This is a genomic window from Kineosporia sp. NBRC 101677, assembly GCF_030269265.1.
GTDB lineage: Bacteria > Actinomycetota > Actinomycetes > Actinomycetales > Kineosporiaceae > Kineosporia > Kineosporia rhizophila.
Window position 1 is genome coordinate 17763 of the sequence record NZ_BSTA01000003.1, and the last position, 16541, is coordinate 34303.

Sequence of the window (16541 nt, forward strand, 5' to 3'; positions counted from 1 at the left end):
GTCGGCAAGCACACCCAGGGCCTGCACCTACGGCACCAGCCGCGTTCCCCGGGTCTCACCGATCATGGTTTCCCGGCCCTCGAACGGCAGCACCGGCGAGCGGCTCAACTCCGACCCGTCCGCGCGATGCGCCACCACCGAGGCCTCCTGGTCGGGCTCCACCGTCGCCTCCCCCTTCCCGGTCTCGTCCAGGACGACGTCGACCGGCGCCTGCCCAGTGATCTCCAACGACACGGACGCCGCCTTCTCCGGAGCGATCACGGTCACCCGGTCGGTCTCGATGTCCCCGTGCTCCTCGCCCCGCATACGCCAGGCGATCGGCCGGTCCTCGACACCGGCTGCCGGCATGAGCATCTCCAGATCCGCGCTGAAGGACTCGGTGGTTCCGTGGAAGGCGAAGGCCACCACGCCGTGGCCGGGTTCCTGAACGGTGAACAGCGCCGCCGGGGAACCGTTCACGACGCCGGTCCAGCGCAGGTCGATCAGCAGTCCCTCGAGCGGGACCCCGGCCCGCCACAGGGCCGAATCGACGAAGGTGTGCAGCAGTTCGTAGTCGAAGTCGTTGTCGCCCCGAACCTTCTTCACCAACGACTCCAGGATCTCGCCGGTAGGGTCGGGGCCGTTGAACGAGCCGCCGAAGCCGACCTCGTCGACGTTCCCCTCGTACTCGACGACCCCCAGGGGCTCCAGAGAATAGGTCGGCTCCAGGACTGCTTCGGCAACTCCCGTGTTCCCGATCCCGCCCATCGGCTCGTCCATCTTCAGCCGCCCCTCAGCGGTGAACTCGAAGCCCGGCCGAATCGCCGCCCGGCTGCCTGCCGGCCCCACCACGACGAAGACGTTCGTCCCGTCCGGGGCCATGCCCAGGTTCGCGGTCACTCTCTCGCCGGCATCACCGTAGGACGACCAGTCCATCGCCTCCGGCGCCGCCCCCGCCGGGCCCTGGTACCAGACCAGCTGCGGCTGAGCCAGGACCCCCATCTGCAGGGGCACGTAGGCCAGCACCATCCGGAAGGCGCCGACATCGCTGGCGTAGAGGAACCTGATCTTGTCCCGACGCACCTTCCAGTATCCGGATCCCTCTTCGTCCGGGAGGTCGGGGATCGCTGCCCGCATCCCGTCGAGCCAGGCCGTGTCGCCGGCCAGCGAGCCCCGCAGCGGACTGTTGATCAGTTCGTCGTTCATCGACGCGACAGCCAGACCCGGCGCCCAGCCAGGCATTGGTACCAGCCCGGACTGCAGCCCGATCGCCCCGGCCAGGACGAGGCTCGCTGCGGCGATGCGCGTGCGCTTCACGCGGCGGTGGCGCACCTCGCGGCGGGCGAAGGAGGGCCACGGGTCGTCCGCGACGGGAACTCGCTGGACGTCCTCGGCGAGCCCCTCGCGGAGCATGGATTCGATGTTCATCATCAGCTCCTCTGGAAGGCCGCAGCAAGCCCCGGATCGGTGATCTCGAATTGCTCCCGAAGCCGCTGAATGCCCCGGGAAGCCTGACTTTTGACAGTCCCGGTCGAGCAGCCCAGGGTCTGGGCGATCTCGAGGTCGGGAAGGTCCTCGAAGTAGCGCAGCACCAGCACCGCCCGCATCTTGGGCGGAAGCCTGCGCAGGGCCTTGACCAGCTGGTGCCGCTGGTCGATCTGGTCGAAGTCGTCGCCCGGGGACGCGGTGTCCTGCGGCTCGTGCGGGATCTCGCCGTAACTGCGCCGCCGGCGCCAGGAGATGGCTGTGTTGACCATGACCCGCCGCGTGTAGGCGCCGGGATTCTCGAGCGTGCCCCACTGCCGGTGGATCTTCTCCAGCGCCGTCTGCGCCAGATCCTCGGCGTGATTCCGGTCGCCGGTCAGCAGATAGGCCGTGTGGACCAGATGTCTCCATTCCTGCCGCACGAAGGCCCGGAAGGCCTCCTCACCCTGAGCGCGCATGCTTCCCCCCAACTGCTACGCGATTCCTCATCATGCCCAAACTGACGCGATGAGGACACGAACGGTTGAGAGCAGTTGGACCGGCTGCGCGAATTACACTGGCTCCCGTCACACACTGCACCGAGCCTGCGAGGGAGCAGGCCAGCGCCACCTCCCTCGCGGGCTCCATCCCTGAGGAGCAGAAATGGCGCCACAGCAAGGAAGCACACCGAAGCCGTTCCGCCTGAGGAAGGCTCTGGGAGTGGCCGTAGCCGCCCTGGTGGCGGCGCTGTCGATCGGCCTGCTGATGACCGGGCCGGCCCAGGCCGCCCCTCCCCCACCGATCGCCGACCCCAGCGTCATCCGGGTCGGCGGCACGTACTACTCGGTCGAGTCGGCCGGCGGGCACCTCTACACCCGCTCGGCTTCCAGCCCAGCCGCCCTGGCCGGCAGCGAGCGGGTGCGGATCTGGGCCAACAACGGCCTGCAGGAGGTCTGGGCCCCCGAACTGGTCCGGATCGGCGGCCGTTACTACGTGTACTTCGCGGCCGGCGCCGGCGCGGCCCACCGCATGTACGTGATCAGCTCGAACTCGCCCACCAGCGGCTACGGTCAACCCACGAGAATGAGCCTGCCCGATGACAAGTGGGCGATCGACGGCACCGCGTTCACGTTCGAGAACCAGCTGTGGTTCGTCTGGTCCGGATGGGCGGGCGACACCAACGTCGAGCAGAACCTCTACATCGCCAGGATGTCCAGCCCCACCACCACGACCGGCGCCCGCTCGGTCGTCTCGCAGCCGCGGGAGAGCTGGGAGCGCGTGGTCGGCAACCCCTACATCAACGAGGGGCCCGAGGCGATCAAGGACCCGAACGGCCAGCTGCACATCGTGTACTCGGCCAACGGTTCCTGGAGCGACCAGTACTGCCTGGCCGACCTACGGCTGAAGAAGGGCGGGAACCCGGCGTACGTCTGGGACTGGTACAAGTCCAACGGCTGCCTGTTCGGCTCCAACCCGGCCACCCTGACGAGGGGCTGGGACCCGACCCTGCACGTGAACGGTCCCGGCCACCACACCTTCGTGCTGCTGGACGGGGACATCAACACCAGCCCACCGGCCGGCCCCCGGTTCCCGTTGATGTTCCACGCCGTACCCAAGGGCACCGGGTACACCTGGGACAACCGGCGCTGGTTCACCGGCAGTTTCACCTGGTGGGGCGATGTCACGTACACCCGCTCCAACGTTCCGGGTGAAACCTCCGACCGTGGTTGGAGTCTGAAGTTCTTCGAATAGAAGACGTCGTGGGGTTCTGTTGGGCTGTTCGGCTCAGCAGAGCCCCACGAGGGACGACTGTCTCGTGAAAGTGAGATGGGTGACGCCACTTGGCGCCGAGACCGCCTCCACGCTGTAGTCGCCCTCCATGCCTTCCAAGCCGTCCCACAGACGGACGCCCCGGCCCAGCACGATCGGCACCTGCACCAGATGAATGTGGTCCACCAGCCCGGCGGCGATGAAGTCCCGGGCCATCGTGGCACCGCCGCCGATGCGTACGTCCCGCCCGCCGGCCGCCTCACGCGCCAGGTCCAGGGCTTTGACGGGCGAGACGTCGAGGAAGTGAAAGGTTGTCCCACCAGCCATTTCGATCGAAGTGCGGGGCCGGTGGGTGAGCACGAACGTAGGCGTGTGGAACGGCGGGTTCTCACCCCACCAGCCCTTCCACTCCGGATCGTCCTGCCAGCCCGGAGGGCCGAACTTGTTCGAGCCCATGATCTCGGCCCCGATGCCGGGCTCGTGCTGCTGCGCAAAAGCATCGTCCAGCCCGGCGGTTCCGCCTGAAAGCCCCATGATCGGGGCTCCGAAACGAGTAGCGATCATCCACTCGTGCAACCGGTGCCCGGCGTGGCCCATCGGCGCCTCGGCGCTCTGGCCCTCACCACAGGCGAAACCGTCCAGCGAGATGGACAAGTTGTGAATCCGTGTCCGCGTCACTTACTGAGCCTCACAATCGTCCTCAAGAAATTCGGTTGGCCTTCTTCAGCAATAGATCTCGTTCGCGTTCGTTCTTGCACAGCCCGGCCGCAAGCTCGAACTCGCGGCCCGCCTCCACCGTGCGTCCGAGGCGGAACAGCAACTCGCCCCGGACACTCGGCAGCAGGTGAGAGCCGGCCAACCGCCCATCCACCGCGAGATCGTCCACAATGGCCAGCGCATTCTGCGGGCCATCAGCCATGGAAACCGCCACCGCGCGGTTCAGTTCGACAACCGGGGAGGGCGCGATCCGGCCCAGCGCCTCATAAAGCACCACGATGCTCCCCCAGTCGGTGCCTTCCACCGATGGAGCGGCCGCATGGCAGGAAGCGATCGCTGCCTGCAGACCGTACGCCCCCAGACCTCGACCGATCGAAGCGGCCTGCGAAAGAGCGCCTTTCCCGCGTGCGACCGCCGCGCGGTCCCACCGGCGCCGGTCCTGGTCCTCCAGCAGGATCACGGCGCCGTCGGGGCCGACCCGGGCCGGGAACCGGGCCGCGGTCAGCTCCATCAGCGCCAGCAGGCCGAACACCTCTGGCTCGTCGGGCAGCAACTGGGCCAGTACCCGCACCAGCCGCCGGGCCTCGTCGGCCAGGTCGGTGCGCAGCAGGTCCCGGCCCGAGGTGGCCGTCGATCCTTCGGTGAAGATCAGGTAGAGCACATTGAGGACGTTTGCGAGCCTGGCCTTTCGTTCGTCTGCCGGTGGTACCTCGAAGGGCACGCGCGCGGCCGCGAGCGTCTTCTTGGCCCGGGTGATCCGGGCCTGGACGGTGGGCACCGGCACCAGGAAGGCACGGGCGATCTCCTCGCTGGTCAGGCCGCCCACCACACGCAGGGTCAGGCTCACCCGGGCTTCTGCGGACAGCACCGGGTGACAGGCGATGAAGAGCAGGGCGAGGACGTCGTCGTCGATCGCATCCGGATCCCACAGGACGTCCGTGCTTTGTTCTTCCAGCCCCTGGGCCAGAACGGCGTACCGCTCATCCAGCCCCGAGCGCCGCCGGAACGCATCGACAGCCCGGCGGCGGCCGACCGTGTACAGCCACCCCGCCGGGTTCGGCGGTACCCCGTCTTTCGGCCACCCCTGCAGCGCCTCGGCCAGTGCTTCCTGGGCGACGTCCTCGGCCAGCGCGAAGTCGTTGGTGTAGCGAGCCAGCGCGCCCACTATGCGCGCCGACTCGATCCGCCACACCGCCTCGACCGTGCGCCGGGCGTCCTGCTCCCCGTGGGCGCTCAGAGCTGGCCGTTCTGCTGACGCCAGGCCTTCTCCCGGTAGACGTACTCGTTCTCGGCCGGGAACTCGTCGATGCTGGGGATCCGGCGGACCTCCGTCTTGGCTCCCGGACCGGCCGGCATGCGCCGGGCCCACTCCACCGCTTCCTCCAGCGTGGGTACGTCGATCAGGTAGAAGCCACCGAACAGCTCCTTGGTTTCTCCGTAGGGCCCGTCGGTGACCAGGGGCGGGGTGCTGGAGTAGTCCACGACCACGCTCACCTCAGGGTCGAGCCCCTCGGCGGCGAGCAGGACCCCGGCCTTCATCAACTCGTCGTTGTAGCGGCCCATCGTCTCCAGGATCTCGTCGAAGGAGACGTTCTCCATCGCCTTGTGCGCCTCGTCCGAGGCCCGCATGATCAGCATGTACTTCGCCATGTCGCTGTCTCCCTGTTCGTGAGGTCCGACCGGTCCGCCGGGGCGCTGCTCGGCCCCGCTCACCAGTGATTCGAACGGGAGCGCGACGGATCGACATCGTCGCAAGAATTCCTTGGCGGCGGGACGGAACGGCGATGCAGGGGCCGGACCGCCCGCACCGGGGTTGCCAGGTCCGGCCTAACGCCAGCCCAGTTCGGGGGCCAGTTCCCGGACCACGGTTCCCAGCAGGTGGGCGTTGTAGTCGACGCCGAGCTGGTTGGGGATGGTCAGGAGCAGGGTGTCGGCCGCCGCGATCGCCTCGTCGTCGGCCAGCTCCTTGATCAGCTGCTCCGGCTCCCCCGCGTAGGTCTTGCCGAAGCGTGCCTTGCCGCCGTCGATCATGCCCACCTGGTCCTCGCCGCCGCGGGCCGAGCCGAAGTAGGCACGGTCCAGGTCGTTGACGATCGGGAAGATGCTGCGGCTGACCGAGACGCGCGGCTCGCGCTCGTGGCCGGCCGCCTTCCAGGCGTCGCGGAAGCGCTGGATCTGCTCGGCCTGCAGCTGGTGGAACGGTACGCCGGTGTCCTCGGTGAGCAGCGTCGAGCTCATCAGGTTCATGCCCTGCTGGGCCGTCCACTCGGCCGTGGCCCGGCTGCCCGCACCCCACCAGATCCGCTCGGACAGGCCGGGCGAGTGCGGCTCGATCCGGAGCAGTCCGGGCGGGTTGGGGAACATCGGCCGGGGGTTGGGCTTGGCGAAGCCCTTGCCCTTGATCACCTCACGGAAGCGCTGGGTGTGCTCGCGGGCCAGCTTGGAGCCGTCCGGGTCGCCCTCGGGCTCGTACCCGAAGTAGCGGTAGCCGTCGATGACCTGCTCGGGTGATCCCCGGCTGATGCCCAGCTGCAGGCGCCCACCGGAGATCAGGTCGGCCGCGCCCGCGTCCTCGGCCATGTACAGCGGGTTCTCGTAGCGCATGTCGATGACGCCGGTCCCCAGCTCGATCCGGCTCGTCCTGGCCCCGGCCGCGGCCAGCAGCGGGAACGGCGAACCGAGCTGGCTGGCGAAGTGGTGCACGCGGAAGTAGGCGCCGTCCGCCCCGGCCTCTTCGGCCGCGACGGCGAGCTCGATCGACTGAAGAAGGGTGTCGGCAGCAGTGCGGGCCTGCGAGTACCGGGTGTCCGACCAGTGGCCGAAGGACAGGAATCCGATCTTCTTCATGACCCCAGTAACACCTGCGCGCGCCAAAACTTCCCACCCCGGACCGGCACCTCGTCGACCGAGGTGCCGGTCGCTAGGCTCCCGGGCATGACCACCTCTGCGGCCGAGATCATCACTGCCCTGCGCAGTGAGCACGACGCCCTCGCGAGCGTCGTCGCCACACTTTCACCCGAGCAGCTCACCACTCCCTCCGGGGCCTCCGAGTGGACCGTCGCCGACGTCCTGTCCCATCTGGGCAGTGGCGCGGAGATCACGCTGGCCAGTCTGCGCGCGGGGCTGGGTGAGGCCGAGGCGCCCGGCGCGGACTTCAACCAGGGCGTCTGGGACCGCTGGAACGCGCTGAGCCCGCAGGACCAGGCCGCCGGCTGGGCGCATTCCGACGAGGCCCTGGTCGCCGCCCTCGAGGCCGTTCCGCAGGAGCGGCACGAGGAGATCAAGGTGGACATGGGCTTCCTGCCCGAACCCCTGCCGCTCGCGACGTTCGCGGCCATGCGGCTGAGCGAGGTGGTTCCGCACACCTGGGACGTGCGCGCCGGCCTCGACGCGGGCGCGACGCTGCCCGACGGTTCCGCCGAGCTCCTGGCCCAGCACCTCAGCACCGACCTGGCCTTCCTGCTCGGGTTCATCGGAAAGCCCACGGCAACTGCGGAACCCGCTGTCATCGAGGTCGCGAAGACCTCGTACCACATCGTCCTCGACGAGAAGGCCCAGTTCACCACCGAGGCCCCGGCCGCGACGGCGAAGTTCACCGGGTCGCTCGAGGCGGCGCTGCGTCTGCTCTACGGTCGGCTGACCCCGGCCCACACCCCGAACGGCACCTCGGTCGACGGGAACATCACCCTGAACGAACTGCGGGCCGTCTTCCCCGGCTTCTGACGGAAAGGTCTGCCCCGCACCGGGGCAGACCTTTCACACATCAGTTGGTGATGGTGTTGCTGCCCGTTCCGCCGGAGATGGTGTCGGTCCCCGGCCCTCCGGAGATGGTGTCGTTCCCGGAGTTCCCGAAGATCGTGTCGTCACCGCTGTTGCCGTAGATCTCGTCGTGCTCACGGCCGCCGTACAGGAAGTCGTTGCCCTGGTCGCCGTAGATGAGGTCGTCGCCGTCGTTGCCGTAGATCACGTCGTCGTCGGCCCCGCCGTGCAGGCTGTCGCCACCGACGCCACCCTGGATCTCGTCCTCGCCGTCGCCGCCGCTGGCCATGGCCCGCCCGGCGACCAGGGTGATGAGGTCGTTGCCCTCGTCGCCGTGACCTTCCCCGCCACCTCCGATGTTGAGGGTGTCGGTGCCTTCGTTCCCGGAAACGACGGCATCGCGGAGGGGAGAACCGGTGTACGTGTCGTTGCCGGCGTCCAGAGAGATCGCGTTGAAGTAAGTCGTGGTGCGGTTGGTGAATTCCACCGTGTCGTTGCCCGCCCCGAAGGAGATCTGACCGCTCGGCCAGTCCGAAGTGGTGCCGCCCACCACGTTCTCGATCTCGCAGACGACCTTTGTGAGGTCGGCGCTGTCGGGGTGCGCGCAGTTGGTCCCCGCCTTGATGTCCACCACGTCGTCGACCTCGTAGGTGTACACGCTGCGGTCTTCCGACAGCGACAGCACCACCTCGGCCTGGTTGCGCAGGTCGCCGCCCTCGTAGGTGAACAGGTTCAGCCGTCCGTCCCGTCCGGAGAGCTCTGCCGTGGCCGTGTCCCCGGCCGCGTGGGCGGGCGTGGCGAACAGACCGGCAGCGGCCAGGGAAGTGCTCCCGGCCAGGATGAACAGGCGGTTGCGGCGCAGGGTCATGCAGATACCTCCGACTTGGTACTCGTCATGTGTCGGTAACACCGTGCCAGGAAAGTACCCGGAAAACTGCCAAAAGCCCCGAAAGTGACACGTACGACATCGGCGTCGCTCTTGGGAAGCACCGACGTCATCGAATTGGGGGCCACTCACCGAGCGCGGGGGATGCGTTGCCGGACAGAAATTTTGGACGCCTGTACTGGGCACACACGGTCAGCTCACTGGGTACGGCGCTGGGTTCCGGGGCGCTCCCGCTGATCGCCGTCACGGTGCTCGGCGTGGCTGCCTGGCAGGTTTCCGCGCTGGCGGCCCTGTCCGGGATCGCCGGCGCAGTCCTCGCGTTGCCGTTGGGCCACGTGATCGAGTACCGCCGCAAGCGACCGGTCATGGTGGCCGCGGACCTGTTCCGCTTCCTGGTCATCGCGACTGTGCCGGTCGCGATCTGGGCCCAGTGGCTGACGTTCGCCCAGCTGTGCCTGGTCGCGGTGCTCACCAGCGCGGCCACGATCGCGTTCGGCGCCGCTGGTGGCGCGCATCTGAAGGCTCTCGTCGCTCCCGGGCAGCTGCACATCGCCAACAGCAGGTTCGAGTCGGCTTCCTGGACCACTACGACCGTCGGTTCCTCGGCCGGTGGCTTCCTGATCAGTACCCTCGGCTCCGGGACGACTCTGGCGCTGGACGCCCTGTCCTACCTGGTCTCGGCCTGCTGCATCCTTCGCATACGTCGACCGGAACCAGTTCCGCCGCCCAGCCCTTCGCGCATGAGCGGCCGGGATCTGGTCGCTGGGTGGGCGTATGTGCGGAGCCGGCCCGATCTTCGCGCCCTGCTGGCCAATGCGCTGCTGTTCGGGGCCGGGATCATGGCGGCCGCCCCTCTGACCGCCGTGCTCATGCTGCAGGACCTGGGGCTTTCGGCCTGGCAGTACGGTCTGGCGCTCGGTCTCCCCTGCCTGGGCGGCATTCTCGGTTCGGCGCTGACTCCCCGCCTGGTCGCACGCTTCGGATTCGGAAGTCTCTTGCTGGGCGCCGGAGCCCTGCGGACGGTGTGGCTGCTGCCCTTGCCCTTCGTCCCACCGGGGACAGCCGGCCTGGTTCTGCTGATCGGCGCCGACTTCGGCCTGCTGGTGTGCGCAGGCGTGTTCAACCCCCTGTTCGCGACATACCGTGCCCAGGCAGTTGACGACCAGTATCTGGCCCGGGTGATCACGGCCTGGGCCATCAGCTCCCGCATCGCCCAGCCCACGGCCATCGCCGCCGGTGGGGTGCTGGCCGCGCTCGTCGGCCTGCGTCCCACGCTGCTGGTGGCCGCCGTGGTCACCCTGCTCAGCGCGGTCGTCCTGCCCTGGCGATCGGCGAGCACGTGAACGGCGTGAGCCAGTAACCGTTCGGAGGCCCCGGAACCGACGATCGTGACCGGGTCCGCCGACCCGGCCACGATCGTCCTCAGATCAGTCCCGGTCGCCACACCCGAGCGCCGTGGTGGACTCCGAGACCCCTTCCCGGGCCGCGACGCTGTTGGCCGCCTGGGTCACCTGGAGGGCGATGTCCGGTGCCTGGTCGTCGATCTCCTGCAGCAGTGCCCACTCCCGGTTGCCGTCGAGTGCCCGGTCGACGCCGGCCATGGTCTTCTCGTCGTCCTGGGCCCGGGCCTGCTCGTAGCGGTCCAGCCAGGCGCAGCTCACCGTGACCAGGACGTTGCTGCCGAACTGGTGGCGGTCCTGGGTGAGGCCGGACGTGAGCGATGCGAGGTCGAACCCGGGGGGAAGGGTGATGTCGGCGAGCATTTCCCGGGCCGTGGCCGCGGAACGGTCGGCGTTCACGAAGCGGTCGCCCAGGGCGGCCTCCCACTGGTCGGGGGGCAGCACCTGAAGTTGGCTCAGCACCGAGAGGAAGTCCTTGCGTTCCCGGATGCCGTGAACCTTCACGGTGACGAGCATGTCGCCGGCCGGGATGAACGCCTCCTGGTTGAGCGCGTCCTCCAGCACGGTCGCCTCCTGCCCGAACACGGTCAGCGGCTGTGCCGGACGCATCTCGCTCGTGCGTGCGGCCAGCACCTGGTCCCGGACCCTGATCGGCACCCACGAGATAGTGGTCGTCCGATCGCCCTGGACGAAAGTCTGGCTGCCGTCGGTCACCGCACCCTGGTAGAGCGAGGTCGGTTGCCACTGGGGGTCTTTCAGGAAGAGATGAGGATTGCCGTCGACCTCGAGCCTCTCCTGCGGCAGAGGGGCGGCCGGGGCGGCCGGGTCCTGCTTCTGGAAGAGCAGGATCGGCACGGCGGCCGCCACGGCCACGACGGCGGCCGCGGCCACCAGCCACCGGGTGCGGTGAGTCGGGTTACGGCGCAGCGGTATCGGCGTGACGTCGGTCTCGAGGGTTTCCTCGGCGGGGCTGGACATGATCTCCTCAAGGAGTCGTTGCCCGGCGTCGTGGAACCGCGAGGGCGACGACACGGGCCGGGCCCGGCGCATCAGGTCCTCGACCTGGCGATCGTTCATGCCTTGGGGTCCCTTCTGGACGCGAGCGTTCGGTGGACACCCGTTACGTGTCCGGGGCCGGCCCGATCGTTCTTCTCCGCAGCGACATTCACCGCAGACAGGTCGGTCCGGCCGCGCATCCGGGCCCGGGCCCGGAACAGTCGCGAGCGCACCACCCGGGCCGGAAGATCCAGCAGCGCACCGATCTCGCGCGGGGTGAGCTGGTCCCACACGGTCAGCTCCAGCACCTCGCGATCGGTGTCGTCGAGCGCGGCCAGCGCGCTGTCCACCGCCATCACCTCGACCAGGTCCGCGGCCGGGTCGCCGGGCTCGTCGCGCAGCTCCAGCCGCAGCCGGGCGCCGAGCTGCACCCGGCGCTGCTCGCCCCGGGTGTGGTTGGCCAGGACCAGCCGAGCCACCCCGAAGAGCCAGAGCCGGGCCTGCGGGCCCGGCGGCAGCTCCTCACGCCGGCGCCAGGCCACCAGGAACGTCTCGGCGACCAGGTCGGCGGCGTCGTCCGGCCCCCCGACCCGGCGCTGCGCGTAGTTCAGGATCGCCGGGAAGTTGGCCGTGTACAGGCGCCGGAACGCGTCGTCGGCTGCAGGGTCCCTCACGCCGTACTCATGTCCGGCCCGGGCCCGAACGTTCGCGACGGGCCGGCCGGGAGCGCCGAACACAGCCGAGTTGTCCGCGAAGTACCAGATCCCGGTGGTGTCCCCCGGGTCGTGACCGGCGGTCCTGAGCAGTTCATGGCTCAACCCTGCCCTGATCGAGCCGATGCACTCATCAGCGAGGGACGGGCGGGGAGATGAGATCGCGGCGGACGCTGTTCCGGAGGGTGAGCACCGGCGTCCTTCTGTCATGCCTGCTGCTCACCGGCGCAGCCGCGTGCGAGAAGGACGACACGGTCACGTCCGGGGCCACGGCCGACTCCCGGACGTACTCGCTGTGGGATCCGTACACCCAGTTCACCAGCAGCTCCGAGTGGCCCCGCCTGGTGCAGCGGTGCGGGAAAGAGTCCGGGGTGAAGATCCGCCGCACCGGGTTCGAGACCACCCAGCTCACCGACAAGGCGCTCCTGGCGGCCCAGCAGGGCCACCCGCCGGACGTGCTGGTGGTGGACAACCCGGACGTCTCCAGCCTGGCCGAGGCCGGTGCCCTGGTCGACGCCGACGAGTTCGGGATGTCCACCACCGGCATGTCGGCCAACCTGCTCAGGGCCGGCCGGTACCAGGGCAAGATGTACGGGATCCCGGTCGGGGCCAACACCCTGGCCCTCTACTACAACAAGGCGATCCTGGAGGAGGCCGGCGTCGATCCGGCGTCGGTGCGCGACTGGGAGAGCCTGAACACGGCCCTGAAGAAGGTCGCCCGGACCGGGCGGATGGGGATCACCTTCTCCGCGACCAGCACCGAGGAGGGGACCTTCCAGTTCCTGCCCTGGTTCTGGGGAGCGGGCGCCGAACTGGGTCGGCTGGACTCCCCCGCGGCGGTGCGGGCGCTGTCGCTGTGGTCCTCCTGGCTGACCAAGGGCTACGCCCCGGTCGCGGTGATCAACAACTCGCAGTCCACCGCCTGGGAGGACTTCCTGACCGGGGACTACGCCTTCGTCGAGAACGGCACCTGGCAGATGGAGAACGCGCGCGCCTCCGGCCTGAGCTGGGGCGTGATCGTGCTGCCGGGCGAGCGGGGCGGCATCGCCCCCTCGCCGATCGGCGGTGAGTTCATCACCGCCCCCCGCCAGGGGGACCCCGGCCGCTACGAGGTCAGCCGCTCGATCATCTCCTGCCTGACTCAGGGGAAGAACGCCCTGGCCGCCGACACCGCGCTCACCTACATCGCGGCCCACCCCGAGGTGCAGGACCAGCAGGTGGCCGCGCGTCCCTGGCTCGAGCCCTGGGTGAAGGCGGTGCGCTCGGCGCAGGGCCGCACCCAGGAGGACCTGGTCGGTTCCCGGTACCGGGAGGTCTCGGCGGCCCTCTGGACGGCGATGCAGGCCGTGCTGACCGAGGGCCGGGGTCCGGTGACGGCGCTGGCCGCGGCCCAGGCGCGGCTCCAGTGACGAGCACCGGTCCCGAGAACGGGACCTCCGGCCCGCCGCTGTGGCTGTACCTGGCGGCGCTGCTGTGCGTCTCGGCCCTGTGCGTGGCGCCCTTCGCCGCCATCACCGTGGCCTCGGCCACCGATCGGGCCGCCACCGCCCGGCGGATGCAGGAGGCGGTGCGCTCGGTGGTGGCCCTGGAGGCGACCAACGACGCCCTGAACTCCGAGTTGATGCCCTCGGTGCTGCTCGGCCTGTTCCGGACCGGAGTGCTCAGACCTGACTCCAGCCCGCGCTCGGGGGCGACCTTCGCCTCGCTGAGCCGGATCGCGACGAGCATGAAGCGGCAGGTCCGGGACGCCACGAACGACACCCTGGAACCGCTGCGGGCCAGCCAGCCCGACCTGGTCGAGCACACCGCCGCCACCCTGAGGGGGCTGCGGGCCCGGGTCGACGCCAGTTCGATGACCGCGACCGACCTGCAGGAGGTCTACCGCGCCTACGGTGCCCTGGCCGAGCGGCTCAACGACGCGCAGAGCCGGGCCGCCGCCACCGCCGTGGAACGCGGCGTCGACCTGGCCAGTATCCGCACGGTGCAGAACATCACCGACATCGCGGCGGCCAACCTGGCCGCCAGCCGGGAACTTCCGGCCTACCTGATGAGCGCGGTCGACCCCGAACACCTGATCGACCTGCCCAAGCTCGGGCCGACCTGGTCGCAGATGTCCCGGGCGCTGGGCACCCTGACCGAGCCGGAACTGGCCCGGGCCTGGCGCACGCTGACCGAGACCGGCACCCTGGAGACGCTCGACGTCGCGCTCACCCGGCTGCCGAGCACCGCCAGCACCAACCGGGGTGACATCAACCGGCTGCTGGCGCTGGAGGCCACCCGGGCCGGGGCCCTGTCCAGCCTGCTGTACGAGGCGCTCCTGGTCGCCGACCGCTCGGCGGTGGCCTACCAGGACCGCACGAACGAACAGATGTACCGCGCCCTGGTGGTGGTCGCCCTGCTGGTCCTGACCGCCCTGGCCGCCGTGATGTGGGTGAGCCGGGCCATCGCCCGGCCCCTGGGGCGGCTGTCCGCGCAGGCCCGCGACATCAGCCGCGGGCACCTGGTCGAAGTGGGCGTGGGCGGCCCCCGGGAGGTGCAGGCGGCCTCCCAGGCCCTGCAGTCGATGGTGCACAACCTGCGCCGGATCGAGGGCCAGTCGGCTGCGGTCGCCTCCGGGGACCTGGTCAACCCGCTGCTGCAGGAACCCCTGCCCGGCCCCCTCGGCGAGGTGGTGCACTCGTCGGTGGCGCGCATCGTCACCGCGGTGCGCGAGCGGGAGGAGCTGCAGGCCGAACTCACCCACGCGGCCACCCACGACGCCCTGACCGGCCTGGCCAACCGGCCCCGGCTGCTCGAGGCCACCCGGGCCGCGCTGGCCCGGCGCCCGGTGGGCGGCACCGCGAACGGCACCGGACCAGCCCTGCTGTTCGTCGACCTGGACGGGTTCAAGGCGGTGAACGACACCCACGGCCACGCCGCCGGCGACCAGCTGCTGACCGCGGTGGCCCAGCGCCTGGACAGCTGCGCCCGGGCCGAGGACCTGACCGCCCGGCTCGGTGGGGACGAGTTCGTCGTGCTGATCGAGAAGGTCACCGACGCCGCGGACGCGGTGGCGATCGCGGAGCGGCTGATCGAGGAGGTGAGCCGGCCGGTCACCCTGGTGCAGAACGAGCGGCAGATCCAGGTCCGGGTCGGCGCCAGCGTGGGGGTCGCGCTGGCGGTGGACCCGCTGATCTCGGCCGAGACCCTGTTCTCCGAGGCCGACGCCGCCGTCTACGAGGCGAAGGCCCGGGGACGCGGCTGCTGTCAGCTCTTCGACGAGGTGCTGCAGGTACGCCTGCGCCGGCGCCAGGAGCTGCAGGCGGCGCTGAACCAGGCCGTCACCTCGGGGCAGTTCGAGCTGGACTACGTGCCGGTGGTGGACCTGGCCTCGATGGCGCTGCGGGGGTGGGACGCCCGGGTGTGGTGGGCCCGGCCCGGTCACGACAAGCTGTCGGCGGCCCAGTTCCGGCCGGTGGCCGAGGAGACCCGCAGGCAGGGCGACATCGACCGCTGGGCCCTGTCCGAGGCGGTGCGCCAGATGCAGGTGTGGGACCAGGCCGGTGAGAGTCCCAGCCACATCATCGCGGTCTCCGTCTCGCTGGCCCGGCTGCTGGAACCGGGCCTGGCGCAGAGCATCATCGAGACCCTCGAAGCCGGCGGCCTCTCCCCCCGGCGCCTGGTGCTGCACGTTCCCGAAGCGGTGCTGACCAGTACCTCGGCCCTGCACGACACCCTCGGTGCGCTGCGCCGCACCGGCGTGCTGATCGTGGTCGACGAGTTCGGCCGCGACCAGGTGCCGGTCGGTCTGCTGGACGGGGCGCCGATCGACGGGCTGCGGCTGTACGAGGACCTGGTCCGCTCACCCCACCGGGCTGCCCTGCTGCAGGCCGTGCTGGACGTCGCCCGTGCGGCCGGTCTGGCGGTCTCCGCGCAGAACGTGAACGACGAGCACACCCTGCGGCGCCTTCAGGAGGCCGGCTGCGACCTGGTCCAGGGAGCCCTGATGGGCCCCCTGAGGACCCCGTCGGCGACGAGCCCGTCGCAGTCCCTGGTCCGGTAGCCTCACAACTTCACCGCCGCGTTGCCGCCGTCGGCGAAGAGCGCCGATCCGGCCACGAAGCTCGACATCGGGCCGGCCAGGAACAGGGCGGCCTGGGCGATCTCCTCCGGCCGGGCGAGACGCTTCACGGCGTGCAGGCCGGCCGCCCAGTCCTGCTGGTCCTGGTCTCCGGCCAGGTCGGTGACGGTTCCTCCGGGCAGCAGCGCGTTCGCCCGGACGCCCAGCGCCGCGTAGTCCGCGGTGATGCCCTTGACCAGACCCATGAGTCCTGCCTTGGCGGCGCCGTAGGCCGCCATACCGGGCAGGCCGACGCTGGTCCCGACGAAGCTGGACGTGAAAACCACCGATCCGCCACCACGTTCGAGCATGGCGGGGATCTGGCTGCGGGCCCCCAGGAAGGCCGACGTCAGATTGGTCTGCACAATCGCGTGCCACTGCTCGACGGGGAGCTCGGCCAGCGGCGCGAGGGTGCCCGTGATGCCGGCATTGTTGACGGCGACGTCGAGGCCGCCGAAGTCGTTCTGGGCGGTCTTCACTGCCGCATCGTGGGTTTCCGGGTGACCGACGTCCCCGGCGACGAACGATGCGCGGCCGCCGTCGCGCCGGATCTCGTCGGCGAGCTCGGCGAGCCGGTCCTCGCGGCGGGCCACCAGCACGACGGCGGCGCCGTGGGCGGCGAACAGCTTCGCGGTCGCTCTGCCGATACCGGCCGATGCACCGGCTACGACGGCGACCTTGTGCGCGAGGGTGTGCACGATCTGACTCCTGGTGGTCGTGGGCTGTTGTGCTGCCCACCGTAGGAAGAGCGGTCCGCC

The 16541-nt window shown here is 70.0% G+C and carries 15 protein-coding genes; 5 read left to right on the forward strand and 10 right to left on the reverse strand.

What is annotated here, in order from left to right:
• Positions 1 to 27 precede the first annotated feature (27 nt).
• Both QSK18_RS09615 and QSK18_RS09620 read right to left on the reverse strand, forming a co-directional pair.
• Positions 28 to 1407: a hypothetical protein gene (locus QSK18_RS09615; RefSeq protein ID WP_285617965.1), complete on the reverse strand. Its 1380-nt coding sequence runs from the start codon at positions 1405 to 1407 to the stop codon at positions 28 to 30.
• 2 nt (positions 1408 to 1409) lie between these two features.
• Positions 1410 to 1922 (reverse strand): SigE family RNA polymerase sigma factor, encoded by a 513-nt coding sequence (locus QSK18_RS09620; RefSeq protein ID WP_232812694.1) that lies wholly within the window; start codon positions 1920 to 1922, stop codon positions 1410 to 1412.
• A gap of 184 nt (positions 1923 to 2106) precedes the next feature.
• Here QSK18_RS09620 and QSK18_RS09625 point away from each other — a divergent pair, with 184 nt between their 5' ends.
• On the forward strand, positions 2107 to 3195 hold the full coding sequence (locus QSK18_RS09625; protein WP_232812695.1) for a glycoside hydrolase family 43 protein: 1089 nt from the start codon (positions 2107 to 2109) through the stop codon (positions 3193 to 3195).
• A gap of 33 nt (positions 3196 to 3228) precedes the next feature.
• On the opposite strand, the gene QSK18_RS09630 is transcribed toward QSK18_RS09625, so the two are convergent.
• The 4 genes from QSK18_RS09630 to QSK18_RS09645 form a co-directional block, all read right to left on the reverse strand.
• Positions 3229 to 3891 (reverse strand): dihydrofolate reductase family protein, encoded by a 663-nt coding sequence (locus tag QSK18_RS09630; RefSeq protein ID WP_352396509.1) that lies wholly within the window; start codon positions 3889 to 3891, stop codon positions 3229 to 3231.
• 22 nt (positions 3892 to 3913) lie between these two features.
• On the reverse strand, positions 3914 to 5122 hold the full coding sequence (locus QSK18_RS09635) for an RNA polymerase sigma factor (RefSeq protein WP_232812697.1): 1209 nt from the start codon (positions 5120 to 5122) through the stop codon (positions 3914 to 3916).
• A 41-nt stretch (positions 5123 to 5163) separates the two neighbouring features.
• Positions 5164 to 5580 carry a YciI family protein gene (locus QSK18_RS09640; protein WP_232812698.1) on the reverse strand — a complete coding sequence of 139 codons (417 nt, stop codon included), beginning with the start codon at positions 5578 to 5580 and terminating at the stop codon, positions 5164 to 5166.
• A 177-nt stretch (positions 5581 to 5757) separates the two neighbouring features.
• Complete coding sequence (locus QSK18_RS09645; protein WP_232812699.1) at positions 5758 to 6777, reverse strand: LLM class flavin-dependent oxidoreductase; 1020 nt, start codon at positions 6775 to 6777, stop codon at positions 5758 to 5760.
• A gap of 87 nt (positions 6778 to 6864) precedes the next feature.
• On the opposite strand from QSK18_RS09645, the gene QSK18_RS09650 reads away from it, so the two are divergent.
• Positions 6865 to 7653 (forward strand): maleylpyruvate isomerase family mycothiol-dependent enzyme, encoded by a 789-nt coding sequence (locus QSK18_RS09650; RefSeq protein WP_285617974.1) that lies wholly within the window; start codon positions 6865 to 6867, stop codon positions 7651 to 7653.
• Positions 7654 to 7693: 40 nt separating this feature from the next.
• On the opposite strand, the gene QSK18_RS09655 is transcribed toward QSK18_RS09650, so the two are convergent.
• Positions 7694 to 8557, reverse strand: coding sequence for a calcium-binding protein (locus tag QSK18_RS09655; protein ID WP_232812701.1), 864 nt, complete (start codon positions 8555 to 8557; stop codon positions 7694 to 7696).
• A gap of 167 nt (positions 8558 to 8724) precedes the next feature.
• Between QSK18_RS09655 and QSK18_RS09660 the strand changes: the two genes are divergently transcribed.
• Entirely contained in the window at positions 8725 to 9918 is a 1194-nt protein-coding gene (locus QSK18_RS09660; protein WP_285617977.1) for an MFS transporter, read from the forward strand.
• A gap of 84 nt (positions 9919 to 10002) precedes the next feature.
• Here the strand turns inward: QSK18_RS09660 and QSK18_RS09665 are convergent, their stop codons facing one another.
• Both QSK18_RS09665 and QSK18_RS09670 read right to left on the reverse strand, forming a co-directional pair.
• Positions 10003 to 11052 carry a hypothetical protein gene (locus QSK18_RS09665; RefSeq protein WP_285617979.1) on the reverse strand — a complete coding sequence of 350 codons (1050 nt, stop codon included), beginning with the start codon at positions 11050 to 11052 and terminating at the stop codon, positions 10003 to 10005.
• Positions 11049 to 11645, reverse strand: coding sequence for an RNA polymerase sigma factor (locus QSK18_RS09670; protein WP_232812704.1), 597 nt, complete (start codon positions 11643 to 11645; stop codon positions 11049 to 11051). The genes QSK18_RS09665 and QSK18_RS09670 overlap by 4 nt, the downstream gene beginning before the upstream one ends.
• A gap of 224 nt (positions 11646 to 11869) precedes the next feature.
• On the opposite strand from QSK18_RS09670, the gene QSK18_RS09675 reads away from it, so the two are divergent.
• Both QSK18_RS09675 and QSK18_RS09680 read left to right on the forward strand, forming a co-directional pair.
• Positions 11870 to 13093 carry a sugar ABC transporter substrate-binding protein gene (locus tag QSK18_RS09675; protein ID WP_285617983.1) on the forward strand — a complete coding sequence of 408 codons (1224 nt, stop codon included), beginning with the start codon at positions 11870 to 11872 and terminating at the stop codon, positions 13091 to 13093.
• A complete protein-coding gene (locus QSK18_RS09680) occupies positions 13090 to 15726 on the forward strand; it encodes a putative bifunctional diguanylate cyclase/phosphodiesterase (RefSeq protein WP_285617985.1) in 2637 nt (878 codons plus the stop codon). The genes QSK18_RS09675 and QSK18_RS09680 overlap by 4 nt, the downstream gene beginning before the upstream one ends.
• Positions 15727 to 15728: 2 nt before the next feature.
• Here the strand turns inward: QSK18_RS09680 and QSK18_RS09685 are convergent, their stop codons facing one another.
• On the reverse strand, positions 15729 to 16481 hold the full coding sequence (locus QSK18_RS09685) for an SDR family oxidoreductase (protein ID WP_285617987.1): 753 nt from the start codon (positions 16479 to 16481) through the stop codon (positions 15729 to 15731).
• Between the last annotated feature and the right edge of the window lie 60 nt (positions 16482 to 16541).